Genomic DNA, 14,352 nt, shown 5'->3' with positions numbered 1-14,352 from the left:
AGATTTCGTGCGTTTGTAATCAAGGAGAGGTAAGTTATCACTAAAGAATACATCAAGGACAGAATTATTGCTCAGGCAGGAAAGAACACTCCGTCCTGCAAGAGAGACTTCGAAAACTTCCCTCCTTCTCAGTACCCTGTCTGTCTCAGTTTGTGGCTCGGCCATAGGGACTTGCTATTGGTCAACAAACTGAAATCCGAGCTTGACAGGATGCCAAAGCCAAAAGCGAAGTACCGTAAGACGGCAAATCCATATAAAACCTCGTATTTCCTGAGATGCTATTTTGACGACGTAGCCAACTTGGAGCGAGTGGTCAAAATATTGGATGGGGAAAACCTGTGGCAAGTGACCGTTTCAGATGAGGACAAGAGGCTCACGACAGATTGCATCATTGAGGATGCACGTTCCTTATTTTCTTGCAATTGATTTCAGTTCCCTCAATTAATTTCCGAGAAAATTCAAGATTGAAACTTTTCTGTTCAATCTGTCTTTGATACGTGCCATACTCTGTTGCACGAAGACGGTGTAAGGATTTACTTGCTATGGACAGTGCAATCGGATATGGCCAGAACGTAGCCGCAATCACTGCCCTTTTCTATGAGGATGGGGCTTTGAGCAGTCATGTTCAAGAGGTGCTCGAACAAAAAATCAGTGGGGACGTGGAGCTATGGGAAATCCTCGCCACTGGTGGGTTGGTCTTCACCCAGCAAGAGGCGGCCTATACTGCCAAGGCAAATGTGAAGTCCTGGATGATGTATTGATACTCAATTTGAGAGGGTTGACAGTACACGATAGCCATTTGAATATAATGTTGGACATCTCAGGTGATATTGAAAATCATACTGTATTGGTGGGAGGTTATCAAAGCCAAGAAGATAACATGATTACCTTGGGTACACTGCTTTTAGAAAAAATACCTGAGAACATGGATGCTGTTCCTTTGACCCTATCCATTACTGAAAACAAAGGGATATTTTTGAACACAAACAGGGTGATTAGGGAGTTTTTTGCGAATGAGTTTCAGAATATGATAAAAATCCTTCCCAACCCATCTGGTACATTAGAGTCCCTTCATGAAAAAATGAGAAAAAATGAAATTGGGACAAAGGCAAGGTTGCTCAGTCATTTTCTTGAGCCAGATTGCCCAAGGATATTTTTGTCATGTCCGATTTCATTTGTCGATAAGCAACGGCAAAAAAATGTAGAAAAGCATTTAATCGGCCTGAAAAGTAAACTTGAAGAAAGGTTTAACATTGAGACCTGCCAGAATAAAATTGTAATAAATTATTGGAATGGGCCAAGCAATTCCTCCAAAGACTATCTTGAAGTTATGGAAGAGATAAGACGTACAAGCATTTTCGTTTTTATTTATCCGCACAATGAACCCGTCTCGTCAACATCCTTGGTAGAATTGGGGTGGGCGCTTATGGCCGTAAAACATATAATAGCTTATAGTATGCCCGATGCATTACCAGGTCATCTTGAAGATTACTTAGATGAAGGTGACAGGGGAATTTATAATAAATCAACCACTCTATTTGATGAAGCAGGCTTTAGTGTGATTTTCAATAAAATTGTTACAACTGTTGAAAAATTATATAATAGATAGAGTGATAATATACATTACGGAAATTATCAGATTATTTTTTCTTTTTTATCAATTGTTTGCCATTTTGTCTAAATTGAGATATGTGAATTCATACTACTTCTAACATTCACAACGTCATTATTTGAAAGTCTTCCTATTTTTCTTTTCACAATCCGTTCATCCATCGTAAACAGTTTCAAGCGGACTAATGAAGGTTTGTTAAGTCCAGCTTCCTCAATATTCTTTATTTCGGTATCTCCAGCCCACGGATTTTGGCTGCTTGAAGTTATCATGGCCGCAATGTAATGGCCTGTTTGAAGATTGAACGAAGCATTGCTTAAAACCAAGACAGGCCTTGGTTTGGATTTAAGGCTGTTCACAAATGGAAACGGAACGATGGCAACATCCCATTGCTCATAGGCCATCAAATGCCTCACAGTCTTCCTGGCTTTCCCATTCGTTGGCAAATGAGGACTGAATCGCTCTTAGGTATTCAACGTCCAAAGGCTGGGCTTTCTTGATGACAACCTGTTCACCTTCAATATGGAATAGGATTTCATCCCCTGCATTAAGATGAAGTGCCTGCCTGATATTGATGGGTATGGTAGTCTGCCCTTTTGATGTAATCTTGCTTGATTGAATTTGGTCCATTATTCTTTCCTCCTTACCACCTTACCTCAGTTCTTCATTGATTGTCAATTTTTAAAATGAGTTAGACTATTAAATGTTGGAGAACTTGGGTGATAGCGTCAGTAATACAAAATATAAGCTTAACACCATTTTCTGTAGAAAAAATTGCCTTTTCTCTTTAGAACGAGCAACTGTATCCTGGCTAATTTGTTTCAAATGTTTTATGCCCAACCCGGCACAGAGAGTTTTCATCTTTTTTATCAATATTAAAATTTTTAATCATGAGTGAGATAATGATGAACAAGCTTGATTATGTTAGAATTCAGAAAGCCATCAATGACGCAAAACAAACCCGTTCATTAAAAGCTTCTGAGGCATTGAATCTGTTGCAGGAATTGAAATCCGCAAAGATTGTAGAACCAACCGAAATTCCTGCGAATGTTGTAACAATGAACACGATTGTTAAAATAAGCTTTTTGAACACGAGCAAAACTGTTCAATTTCAAATCGCTTATCCCCAAGAAGCAAACCTGAAAAAGAATAAAATTTCTATTTTATCACCGATAGCAACGGCATTGATTGGTTATAAAGTGGGTGATGAGATTGAATGGATTGTACCGGCAGGCCTTACAAAAGTCAAAATTGAAGAAATTATTTACCAGCCGGAGGCAGCAGGCAATTTTAATTTGTAAGTGATTTTTAATATAAATACATTTATGCCTGCACCGAATAATGGTCTGCGAATTAGACACTCGCAGACCATTTTCTTAAAGATTATGCAAATGTCTAATGAATGAATTCAGACTTCATTCCATTAAAATCAAATTTTCGACCATGATAATCCAATTTATGATTTCCGTCGTTGCTCTGATAATGACTTCATGCAACACAACTTTTCCGACTCAAACAAATTTCAAGAATCCGAGCAAAGTCTGCGAACTTCCTGTGGAACTAATGGAGATTTCCGGGCTTACAGATGAGGACGGCAAAACGGTAGCTTGTGTGCAGGATGAACTGGGTGATGTCTTTGTTTATGACCTTGAAAATTGCACAATTATCGAGCAGATAACTTTTGAAGGGCAAGGAGACTTTGAAGGCCTGACCAGAGTGGGCGATGATATGTATGCACTTCGGAGCGACGGGGCAATGTTCAAAATTGTATTTAATGAAAATGGAAAGCCCGATGTGCAGCAAATTGATACAAAAATCCCGGCATTGGATAATGAAGGACTTTGCTACGATGAAAAACATAACCGCCTGCTGCTTGCCCCAAGGCGGAAATATACCGACAAAGCCTTCGAGAAAAGCTTCAGGGCAATTTATGCCTTTGACCTTGCCACAGAAAAGATGATGCATAAATCCGCCCTGCAAATTTCTGTTTCAGAGGTTTTAGAGTTGGTGGAGCGAAAAAAAGACATTGAACTTTTCAGGAAAGAAGGTTCGGGCGATGTGAAATTCAAATTTAACATCGCCAGCATCGCCGCCCATCCTGAAAAAGAATTGTACTACCTGCTCGTAAGCTCCGAACAGTTCTTATTGACCGTGGATGGGCAGGGCAAACCGCTCGACGTTTTACCACTTGACAACCAAATGTTTCCATAACCAGAAGGCATCACTTTTCTGGATGGAAATTCATTGGTAATTACTTCGGAAGGTAGGGATACAAATCCTGTGTTGGCTTTGTTTTCCATATAAAGTAAACGTGGATGTTGAAAGAGAAGAAGCTAAACCATCACCTCCATGCCTTCCTTTGCCATCCTGCAATTTGGAAATTCCTTTTGATATTTCTTTTCCATCTTTTCCAAAAAATCGTCATCATGGTCGGGGTCGTGATGGGTAAAAATGAGCTGTTTGACATTGGCTTTCCTGGCACATTCGATGGCTTGTGAATAACTGCTGTGCCCCCAGCCTCGGTGGGTTTTTAATTCTTCGTCGGTATATTGGGCATCGTGGATGAGCAAATCGGCATCCCTGCAAAATTCTACCACTTCTGAATCTATGGATTCCCCGTGTTCCAAATCCGTACAAACTACAAAAGAACGTCCCTCTGCTTCCATCCGATAACTGAATGCACCACCGGGGTGGTTGTGCATCCTATAATCGAAATTTACATGTTCTTCCACATCTAAAGCTGATATGTATTCATCCGAAGTGAGGAACTTAAAGTCCGCCCCCATTTTTTCCAATTGGACAGGGAAATATTCTTTTTGCATTTGCAGTTCAAAAATATGCCTCAATTCCTGTTTCCTCAATTCCCGGTGTGGAGTGAAGATACCAATCTTTTTTTTGGGATTGTATGCGGGGTCAAAAAAAGGCAGACCTTGGATATGGTCCCAATGGAAATGGGTGAAAATAAGCCATATCGTTTCTGCATCAGGTAATTCGCCTTTGAGCATGTCTTTGCCCAATTTCCTAATACCCGTTCCCGCATCAAACGCCACAATCATTTTGCTGCGGTCGTTGGTCAGTAAATCCGCATAAATGCAAGTAGTGTTCCCTCCAAACTTTTGGACATTGCTATCGCACACAGGGGTGGAGCCTCTTACTCCATAAAATTTGATATGCCAGACATGTTTGTTCATAAAAACGATAAGTTTAATTCGTGCAAACCCAGAAGTCTCATTTCTCCTCATTATATGAGAAAAACAAAAGAGAAGGCCTTTCTTCTACTCCCTCATTTGAAATGAACATATCCCCGTTGTCCAGAAAGGTAATGCCTTCCGGTTGGAGATGTAACTTTTTGTCCAATTGATGTACGGCTTCCAGCCCATTTTCCCGGTTAAAAATATAAACCAGTTTATCTTTTGAGGAAAGAACAAATAATCTGTCCGTGATTGGGTGCACCGCAATGGCAGAGGGGTTTATTTTCAGGTTTTGCTCGGTTTCCCCATCGCTTTTGTTTTCTTTGACAAACCGTTCTATGTTTTCTTCCTTAAAAATATAAACAGGTTGTTTCATAAGGCCCATACTGTCCAAGTCAAAAGCAAAAACGGCTCTTTTACCCTTGTATTCATCACCTTTTGGTTTACTTTTCCCAGCAATCAACAGCCGTTTATGTTTTGCATCGTACCCAAGCCCTTCATTGTTTTTTACAGGAATCTCAGTGTCGTACTCATTTACCTTGAAATCTTCACTTTCGAAGTTTTCAATTTCAAACAACTTCCCATCGCTCCTTAATACGTAGATACTGTTTCCCGCCTTGGTCACCCCTTCATAATCGCCGCCTTCACCAAATCTTATCTGCTTGATGATTTCTTCTTTTTGCCAGTCATATATGAACACAATCCCGTCCTCGTCCTGTACCAAGGCGAGAGTATGCTCATCTATATCAGTCAGTCCCGAAATCTCATGCAAAATTTCGGGGAGTTGAATTTTAGCATTTGGTTTATTAAAATCGTAACCCAGTTTAGCCCCTATGGTGTATGTATTTTTTGTATAGCCTTTATTCATAAAGGCAAAAGTCAAAAGAGCACCGACTAAGGCAGATACAACGGCAATAACTATTTCCTTTATTTTGATTGACATCTTGGTCGTTTTTGTTGAAAGGGATTGCCACATATTAGGGCAATCCATTTGCTTGGTTTTATTTGAATAAAATCGCTTAGTTATCTATCTGCAGGAAATTACCGTTCAGGTCGAAAATCCTGTTTAAAATAAGGACAATTCTAATCTGCCACTTTCCTTATAATTCCCCCTTTTTCATCCAGAATAACCTTCCATTCTTGCTTGAAAACCGCATCCAGTTCTACTTCGTACTGTGTGCCTTCTCTGGTTGTAACCATTTCGATGTCATCCAGATTGTAGCCTTTAAAATCAGTTTGAATCCGGGACAACACAGCAGCGGGCAATTCGCTTTTGGCAATGTCTTTTTCGTGTTTCACCAAGTCACCTGAAGCATCGTACCAAACATTATGGTCGGTGTGGCGGTCGGTTTCAAAATCCACTTTGAAGAGGTCGCCTTTCTTTTCCCACTCTACGTCCATAGCTTTGGGGAATTGTGAATCGAAATTGTTCAATACCACTGAAGGCACTTGTTCCCTGCTTAAATCCTGCGCCTGCACGAAGCTGAAAATGAACGATGACAATGCGATTAAAAAGAAATTCTTCATGGTTTATTTTAATTTAAATTATTGACTTGAATGCTGCTTTCAAGCCATCGTCAATAAATTACACCACAAAGTTCAGCGGTGATTCTGGAAAGATTTGGGAACAAGGTTGGGTAGGAGAAAATTATTCAAAAGTCACCGTAAAAAAATGTTGTGCCTCGGAGTAGCCATAGTTGATTTTAAAATGGTAGAGTTGGCAAATAGCCTTCACAATAGGCAGGCCCAAACCTGTGCTTTTTTGCTTATCCGTTTTTTTCGTTCGGTAATAACGTTCGTATATTTTACTTTCATCCAGCGGCCCGTTTTTCGAGGTATTGCTGATGGTGAGAGAATCGGATTCAATGTGGATGTTTACCCGACCGTTTTCTAAATTGTGAAAAATGGCATTCTTGATAAGGTTGCTCACTAAAATATTAGCGAGTTGAGCATCCATTTTTAGCTCCAATGGTACATTTTCTTTCACTTTTATCTTAATGCTTTTAAAGTCGGCAAAATCTTCCAGTTCGTTTACTGTTTGTTTCACCAATTCGTTGAGCACCAAGGATTGGTTATCGAAATACTGTCTGTTTTCGATTTTGCTCAACAGCAATAATGCTTTGTTGTATTGCACCAAACGGTCAGTTGTCTGCATGACCTGGGCAATTGTTTCCGCATCCGCATCGGACAGACGGCCTTCTTCCAACAACAGTTCCAATTTATTGGTGATGACAGCCAACGGTGTCTGCATTTCGTGTGCGGCATTTTCGGTAAATTGCTTTTGCCGGTTATAAGTCCGAACACTATGCTCAATCAACGTATTGGTGGCAGATTTGAATTCTCGAAACTCTTTGATGTTGGTAGGAATGTCAGGGATGGATTTGTCTTTGTCTATGCGGAATCTTTTGAGGTTTTCCAGTAATTCATAAAAAGGTTTCCATAGTTTTTGCAGCACGAAATTGTTGATGATTAAAATGCCCAATATCAGAATTACATACAACCAAATTGCCATTCGGGTCAGGTTGTCAATTTGGTCATCTTCTTCGACCATTGACGAAATCACTTTCAATTTATAATAGCTGTCTTGATGCCGAAATGCGGTCGTCAACATCCTGACAGGTTCCATCTCTTCTTCATTGAGCATGTACATCAGCGTATCTGAATAAACATCCTTTACGTTGAGAGCAACAGATTTTCCAACCTTTCTTATGGCATAGTTGCTTTCGTCAAATTCAGATTTATGTAAAACAGTTGAATCCCGTTTTGATTTTTGAATAATCAACAGTTTATAATTATCCAGCCCATCATCAATACTGTCATAAATTTCATCCAGCATCTTGAAATAAAAAACCACAGACCAAATACTAATCAGTAAAAAAATGGGAATGGATAAATAAAGCAGCGAACGGTTTAATAATTTCATAACTCAACCAATTTATAGCCTATTCCATAAACTGCCTGAATTTCAAAATGAGCGCCGGCATCTTTAATTTTTTTTCGGATATTTTTGATTTGGGAGTAGATAAAATCGAAGTTATCAGCCTTGTCAATATGGTCGCCCCAGACATATTCAGCCAGTGCGGTACGGGTAACAAGTCGGTTTTTGTTGACCAAAAAATATTGGAGAATATCAAATTCTTTTCGGTTCAGTGGCACTTCTTGGTTATTGACCAAAAAGAGCCACTCTTCCAAATCCAAGCTGATGTTCTTAAGTTCAATGGTGTTTTTCCCCTCTAATTTGTTGCGCCTCAGCACTGCTTTTACCCTCGCATTCAGCTCGGCAATATGAAAGGGTTTGGTCAAATAGTCATCAGCCCCGAGTTCCAGACCTTTGAGTTTATCGTCCAGTGAGTTTTTAGCAGAAATGATGATGACGTTTTCCGATTTGCCCGCTTTTTTCAATGCTTCCAACAATTCCAGCCCGCTACCATTGGGCAACGTAATATCCAGCAGGATGCAATCATATTCATAAATGAACAGCTTTTCGTGAGCAGCATCAAAGTCGTCCGCAGTTTCCACAACGTAGGCTTCTTTTTCTAAAGATGACTTTATGGCATCCTGAAGGTCTTGCTCATCTTCAATGATTAAAATTTTCATCCGATAAAATTAAATAGAAATTCTGGAAAGAATTGGGAAGGGTGACTTGGAGATTTTAGTAAATCACATAGTCGAGCCGAACATCATGTTCCTCAACAGGGCGATTCTGGAAAGATTTGGGTCTATTGATTCCCCATGTTCCAAATCGGTACAGATTACAACTGAACGGCCGTTTGCCTCCATCCGATAGCTAAATGCCCCGCCAGGATGGTTGTGGGGGCGGTAAGTAAATTGGATATTGTCTTCTACCTTAAAATGGGTTTTGTATTCTTCCGTGTTGAAAAATTGGAACTCCGCACCCATTCTGTTTAATTGAACAGGAAAGTACTCCTTCTGCATCTGCACCTCGAATATATTTTTTAACCGGCTGACCTTCATGCTCTTGAGCGGCGAAAAGACGCCAATTTTTTGCTTTGGGTTATAGGCAGGGTCAAAGAACGGAAGGCCTTGATTGTGGTCCCAGTGAAAATGGGTAAACACCAAAAATATATTTTCGGTATCGGGTATTTTCCCATTGATGATGTCTTTTCCAAGCGCCCGGATGCCGGTTCCGGCATCAAACACCACAATCATTTTGCTTCGGTCGTTCAGCAAATAATCGGTGTAGATGCAGGTAGTGTTCCCGCCGAAAAGCTGAAAACCTTTTTCACAAACAGGTGTAGAACCCCTGACCCCGTAAAATTTGACGTGCCATACTGGTTGACTTTCCATGTCCATTAATTTAAGTTCGAAAATATAAAAATTGTGCAGAAGTCTAATAAGAATCACCACTATCAACATTTAGCAGTTTGAACGAATGCCGTCGTACCTAAAAACAGAATATACTGCGGCATGAACTTCGAAATTTAGAAATTCCCTATTTTAACAAATAAATAAACAGTTTAAGATAGGAATATCCTTGATTGTTGCGGATATTTGGGGTTCAAAAAAAGCTCAATTATCTGAGCCGTTTATGTTTAACTATCCTTAGATTTTGTTCATTGCTATGGGCAATTTTTTTAAATTTAGCACTACCAGTCTTCTCACATCATCTACGATGTGTTTCGCTTTGTTTGGATATATTATTACCTCCCAAAAACTTTCGCTAATCCGTAAATCGAAAATCATCTTCCTTTCCTTATAAGCACCTGCGAGTGTGCTTATCAATATTACTTTTCTCAATTCTATAAGCCTTTACGACATTAAGGAACCAGTTATTCGTTGTTTCCTTATCATTCATCGCCATGTGCGCAGGTACCTGGTCGAACTCGCATGTACAGGCTTGATTATATAGAGTTGTCGTTAGGCTCCTGTCGAATAAGTGACATGGGTCTGATATTTATCAAATTAATCCTAATCCTCAATTTAAACAACTGCCTTTTATTAAATGAAATGATGGTTCGCCGATAATTTATTGGTTTTGTCAACACCAAGTCGGTAATTGGCGGTTGGGTATATTGAGGTACTCATGCTTAAATAATATCATCATGGCCAGAATGAAAAAATTGAAACCTCCCAAGATAGATTTAAAAGAAAAAAAACAAGAGAAAATAGCACGTAAATTGGAAGCCAAGCAGGCGAAAAAGCGAAAAGGGGCGAGATAATATCCTGCATTTTAATTTTTATTATGAACGATGGCGCCCTCTGTGAAGATAGTTTCATAGGGGGCGTCTCATTTATCGTTCCTTGAATTCATCCACTACCCCAATTTTACAATAGCTGAAAACTTTCCGTCGCCTGTCCAGGCTGTATCTATACCGAGCTATCCATTGATTGTTAAAATCTCATCCAACTTGATGTCATGAGATTCTACTGGCACTTCTGCTATCATTTGGAAAGGAAAGCAAACCCCCACTTTCAAAGCTTTCGGTTGCCCGGCAAGGAAGGTATCATAATAACCGCCACCATACCCAACCCTATAACCTCTTTTATCAAAAGCAAGCCCGGCAACGATGATTAAGTCGTATTCACCCGTGTATTCTTCCGCATCTTTGGGATGATAGGTGTTAAAAATACCCGCCTCCATGTTTTTCAAGTCCGTCAAAAATAGGTTCTGCATCTGCCGTTTTTTGAGTGTTTTCGGAACAACAACCGTAATTCCCTTATCGATGGCTTTTTGCAAAAGCGGCAATACATTTACCTCCGAACCCATTGTCAGATAACTGTGGATTACCCGAATCTTTTTTTCTAAAATCAAATTCCAAAGTTGGTCACAGATTTTTTCAGAAAGAAGGCTACGCTCCTTTCGGGGCATTTTATTCCGCCGTTCGAGCATGGTCTGGCGGAGATATTTTTTTTGTTCTTTTATGTTTTGAGTCATGGTTGTTCTCTGAAAATTTTTAATCGAATTTTTGGCAACATTTAGTGCCCGAAGTTCACTTTTTTGTTTAAAGGAATGCCCTTCCATTCTTATCAGCACACCTTTGAGCACCCTTATGGCGTCATTTATATACGGGCCTTTGTTCAGCATGACACATTCTGCCTGTGCTCCATGTGCAGCATCGCTTATCTCGGCCCTTGTCGGGACACCTGTTTTTGCGAGGTTTTCAAGCACTTGGGTTGCCCAAATGACAGGTATATGTGCAGCCTCACAAAACCAGAGTATTTGGTTTTGAACCTCGGAAATCCGTTCAAACCCAATCTCTGCTGCCAAATCCCCCCTTGCTATCATTACACCGATTTTATTCCGTCCCATTCCTTCTAATAATATCTCCGGCAAATTCTCAAACGCTTCTTGGTTTTCGATTTTAAAAACAACCCCTATTTCATTGGCATTGATTTTATCAAGCTCCCTGTATAGTTGTTTGACATCCTCCCTTTTCCGAACAAATGAGTATCCGATTATGTCAGAATGCTCACAAATAAATGGCAGTAATTCAATGTCCCTTTCAGTCAAAGCGGGCAGATTAAGGGTGGTGTTGGGCAGGTTAATACCTTTATGGGAAGACAATCTCGGTTTATAGCAATCTGTAATGACCACTTCAACATCGTCTTCTTTTTTGGAAAGCACCAGGGATTTTATCATCCCATCATCAAAAAGTACAACGTCGCCCTCCTTTACATCGTCAATTATTTCATGGAGCAAAATACCAACCTCTGCTTTTTCGAGCTGTTCTTTTGTTTTTCCAAATAAAGATTTCTTCCCTAATGTTTGTCTTTTTGTAAGAATAATATGCTCTCCTTTTTGAACCGGGATTCCATCCCTGACCTTGCCCTTTTTTCCATGAATTTCGATTTTTGAAGTTCTTATTTTTGGCCCCGATAAATCCATGTATATTTTGATGTTTTGCTGAGTCTCCTCCCGGACCTCGTGGATTATCTCCACCATTTTTTTCCAAATACCCAAATTTCCGTGACTCAAATTTATTCTCCCTATTTCCATCCCACTCAAGGCCATGTCCCTGATGATTTGTTTGTCTTCGGCCGCTTCGTTAGGGAGCGTGACCATTATTTCTGTAAAATGTCTTTTACGAGTTTCATTGAAAAGATTATTGGCGTGTTTTTTTAATAACTTCTTGCTTTTTTTGTACCCAATCAATTCGATTTTATTATCGAATTTTAATGGCATCCCTTGGATGCGTTTTAAGTTCTTGACCACATTGTATAGATTGCTTAGGACATATCCTTCCGCAGTCCTCAACGAGGAAAGGCCAATGTCAGACAATGTGTCGTGGTATTTCCTTAAATCAAAACTTCTCAGAATCAGGTATCGGCACAAGTTTTTGGCACTCAACTTATAATCCTTGTGTACATTGGAGACTTCCAGCTCAATAGTTGGCTCATTGTCAATTATGTACTGTAATATTTCAGACAGCCCTTCATCTAATTTTTTGATTTTCATCTTTTATGTTTAATTACAATCGGTCAAGAATAATGTAGGTAACACTATACACTATAGCAAAGATGTCCGGCCAAGACTCCTCTCCTCACCAATTCATTTTTTACTGGAGTTGTCTTTTAAAAGAAAAATTCCTTCGGAAATCTCACCACATCTATTTCCATATTAACCGTTTCGACAGAGGGCTTTGCAAAGATGAGTGTTGCTACATCCTCTTTGCTAAATGTCATTCTATATTCTTGGCGAACTTCCTTATTTTCAGCAAAGCACAAATTGCCTTCATTAGCGACATTATCAACATATATCAAGTTAAATTCGGCTGCCATTTTTTTGATAAAATCCGGTTGCAAATTCAGGTCAGATAATTCTTCAGCCGTGTAGATGTTTTTATCTGTCAAGGGGACAAATATTTCTGAGAGTTTTACTTTCATAATTATTTGCCCCAATAATTATTAGCTTTAGCTACGGTCTGAAAATGGATGGCGACCACCTGTGATGCTTCGATAAGAAATGCTGCATTTTCTGCATATTCTTTTCTGCCTGATTTCAACACTTCCATATCGGGCTGGGTATATTTTACGCCCATCCGTGTGAGTTTGATTGCCAGTTCAAACCCTTCCTGTGGTGTTTCCGTTTTTAAGCTATTTAACCATTTGTCCATATTAATTTGTTTTTAGAAAGTGCTGTTGTCATTTTTATAGGACAACAGCACTTTTTTATACGTTAAAAAAATTATTGCCAAGGCAGGTGCGTCACCCGTAAACCGATGACAAAGCCCAAATCACTTCCTGCATCAGAATCTGATTTAAAATGCACACCGAGCGGCACACGGCTGTACGCATTCTCCAAAGCCATTTCCTTAAATGAATTGAATGTTCGGGGAGTTCCTTTGAATTCTGTCCGACCTTCGTGGCTGCGGTCGGTGAAAGTGTAATTCTTGCCAAAGACATCTTCCAAAACCATTGAAGCGGCAGCAGCAAAAGTCGCATGGCCAGAAGGATAGGTTGGGAAATTGGGGGTATAAAACCCACCTGAACCATCAGGACACATTACAGTGTTCCAGTTGGGGGCGTTCATGTATTCACGGATATAGTCAATGGGACGGAGGCAGTTGAAGCGGTACTTTTCGCCCCAGCATTTCACACCGGCATCTGACAATGCCATACCCAATTTGGCATAAGCCACAACGGTTTCGAGCATATCCAGCCGTTCGATAGCAATGAGTTGGTTGTTTATACTGACCCACCTACCTGCCGGACTAAATGTGAGTATCGGACAGTCATCGCTCCAAAATTCGGCAATCCATAAATCTTCTTCATTCCCCCCTGCTTTTATTTCATTGACGAGGGTCTGGGTTTCCAATGCTTCCTGATAAAGCTGTGAACCAGGGTCGGTGCTGAAATTTGGCGGTGGGGAAACAACATCGGTCGGAAGAACGGCAAATGTCCTCACCTTTCCCCAATGTGGCAACAATGCCGGGAGAAAGTCAGGATAAGTCGGTTTCCAAAGATTCGTTCCCGTTGGAGGGACGTAAGCCGGGTCGTTGTTGTTCAGGTAACCCTCATGTCCCCAATTGTCTTCGGCTGACCAATCGTATATGGTTTGAGCTACGTATTGACCATACTCCACTGAACGTTGGTAGATGTCCGTCGCAACTGACGACTGCAATTCCGTCCGTAAAGCATGGCTGACATCAAGCATCTGGAACTGTTGTTCGGAAGGGGCAACCGGGAAGAACAGTTCAAATGCTTTTTCATAAGCTGCATTGAGGCATACCTCCCAATTATATTCCACGTCATATTCCGGTTCGTTTATGTTCAGTCCCGGAAAATGACCAGAGAAACTCCGGTATTTTCCGCCGCTACCGTGTACGATTGCTTCATAAGCCATCAAATTGATGTGAGCATAATTACGGGCAGAAACAGGTGGCTTATAGCCAGGGCTGTATCTTTCCACTTCCAAAAATAGTTGGTTCCAGGTCAGTGGAATGTTGTAGGAATACTGTGACGCCGGGCTACTGGTCACGAGAACATCATCGTCTTTCTGGCAGGAACTGATGATGAAAAGGAACGCCAGCAATGGTAAGTAAATCTTCTTCATAGGTCAATAATTTGATTAGAAATATGATGAAATGGGTT

The 14,352-nt window shown here is 40.3% G+C and carries 16 protein-coding genes; 4 read left to right on the top strand and 12 right to left on the bottom strand.

What is annotated here, in order from left to right:
* The first annotated feature begins 542 nt into the window (after positions 1 to 542).
* Positions 543 to 761, top strand: coding sequence for a hypothetical protein (locus H6570_09320; protein ID MCB9319471.1), 219 nt, complete (start codon positions 543 to 545; stop codon positions 759 to 761).
* Between the two features lie 17 nt (positions 762 to 778).
* Entirely contained in the window at positions 779 to 1,609 is an 831-nt protein-coding gene (locus H6570_09315) for a hypothetical protein (GenBank protein MCB9319470.1), read from the top strand.
* A gap of 68 nt (positions 1,610 to 1,677) precedes the next feature.
* On the opposite strand, the gene H6570_09310 is transcribed toward H6570_09315, so the two are convergent.
* Positions 1,678 to 2,013: a type II toxin-antitoxin system PemK/MazF family toxin gene (locus tag H6570_09310; protein ID MCB9319469.1), complete on the bottom strand. Its 336-nt coding sequence runs from the start codon at positions 2,011 to 2,013 to the stop codon at positions 1,678 to 1,680.
* Positions 2,003 to 2,230, bottom strand: coding sequence for an AbrB/MazE/SpoVT family DNA-binding domain-containing protein (locus H6570_09305; GenBank protein MCB9319468.1), 228 nt, complete (start codon positions 2,228 to 2,230; stop codon positions 2,003 to 2,005). The genes H6570_09310 and H6570_09305 overlap by 11 nt, the downstream gene beginning before the upstream one ends.
* Before the next feature lie 269 nt (positions 2,231 to 2,499).
* Between H6570_09305 and rnk the strand changes: the two genes are divergently transcribed.
* On the top strand, positions 2,500 to 2,910 hold the full coding sequence (gene rnk, locus H6570_09300; protein MCB9319467.1) for a nucleoside diphosphate kinase regulator: 411 nt from the start codon (positions 2,500 to 2,502) through the stop codon (positions 2,908 to 2,910).
* Positions 2,911 to 3,052: 142 nt separating this feature from the next.
* Positions 3,053 to 3,820: an SdiA-regulated domain-containing protein gene (locus H6570_09295; protein MCB9319466.1), complete on the top strand. Its 768-nt coding sequence runs from the start codon at positions 3,053 to 3,055 to the stop codon at positions 3,818 to 3,820.
* A gap of 122 nt (positions 3,821 to 3,942) precedes the next feature.
* Here H6570_09295 and H6570_09290 read toward each other — a convergent pair whose 3' ends face one another.
* The 10 genes from H6570_09290 to H6570_09245 form a co-directional block, all read right to left on the bottom strand.
* On the bottom strand, positions 3,943 to 4,800 hold the full coding sequence (locus H6570_09290; protein MCB9319465.1) for an MBL fold metallo-hydrolase: 858 nt from the start codon (positions 4,798 to 4,800) through the stop codon (positions 3,943 to 3,945).
* A gap of 37 nt (positions 4,801 to 4,837) precedes the next feature.
* Positions 4,838 to 5,743, bottom strand: coding sequence for an SdiA-regulated domain-containing protein (locus H6570_09285; GenBank protein MCB9319464.1), 906 nt, complete (start codon positions 5,741 to 5,743; stop codon positions 4,838 to 4,840).
* A 140-nt stretch (positions 5,744 to 5,883) separates the two neighbouring features.
* Positions 5,884 to 6,327 (bottom strand): PepSY-like domain-containing protein, encoded by a 444-nt coding sequence (locus H6570_09280; GenBank protein ID MCB9319463.1) that lies wholly within the window; start codon positions 6,325 to 6,327, stop codon positions 5,884 to 5,886.
* A 121-nt stretch (positions 6,328 to 6,448) separates the two neighbouring features.
* A complete protein-coding gene (locus H6570_09275) occupies positions 6,449 to 7,723 on the bottom strand; it encodes a HAMP domain-containing histidine kinase (protein ID MCB9319462.1) in 1,275 nt (424 codons plus the stop codon).
* Positions 7,720 to 8,397, bottom strand: coding sequence for a response regulator transcription factor (locus H6570_09270; protein MCB9319461.1), 678 nt, complete (start codon positions 8,395 to 8,397; stop codon positions 7,720 to 7,722). Before H6570_09270 ends, H6570_09275 begins: the two co-directional genes overlap by 4 nt.
* 63 nt (positions 8,398 to 8,460) lie before the next feature.
* Complete coding sequence (locus H6570_09265) at positions 8,461 to 9,108, bottom strand: MBL fold metallo-hydrolase (GenBank protein MCB9319460.1); 648 nt, start codon at positions 9,106 to 9,108, stop codon at positions 8,461 to 8,463.
* 1,030 nt (positions 9,109 to 10,138) lie between these two features.
* Positions 10,139 to 12,217, bottom strand: coding sequence for a 5-formyltetrahydrofolate cyclo-ligase (locus H6570_09260; GenBank protein ID MCB9319459.1), 2,079 nt, complete (start codon positions 12,215 to 12,217; stop codon positions 10,139 to 10,141).
* Positions 12,218 to 12,333: 116 nt separating this feature from the next.
* On the bottom strand, positions 12,334 to 12,645 hold the full coding sequence (locus H6570_09255) for a hypothetical protein (protein MCB9319458.1): 312 nt from the start codon (positions 12,643 to 12,645) through the stop codon (positions 12,334 to 12,336).
* 2 nt (positions 12,646 to 12,647) lie between these two features.
* Entirely contained in the window at positions 12,648 to 12,875 is a 228-nt protein-coding gene (locus H6570_09250) for a hexameric tyrosine-coordinated heme protein (protein MCB9319457.1), read from the bottom strand.
* A 71-nt stretch (positions 12,876 to 12,946) separates the two neighbouring features.
* Complete coding sequence (locus tag H6570_09245) at positions 12,947 to 14,314, bottom strand: vanadium-dependent haloperoxidase (GenBank protein ID MCB9319456.1); 1,368 nt, start codon at positions 14,312 to 14,314, stop codon at positions 12,947 to 12,949.
* Positions 14,315 to 14,352 lie beyond the last annotated feature (38 nt).

The organism is Lewinellaceae bacterium, assembly GCA_020636135.1.
Classification (GTDB): Bacteria; Bacteroidota; Bacteroidia; order Chitinophagales; family Saprospiraceae; genus JAGQXC01.
The sequence above is the reverse complement of the archived record's forward strand: the minus strand, read 5'-3'. Positions and strand labels throughout refer to the sequence as shown.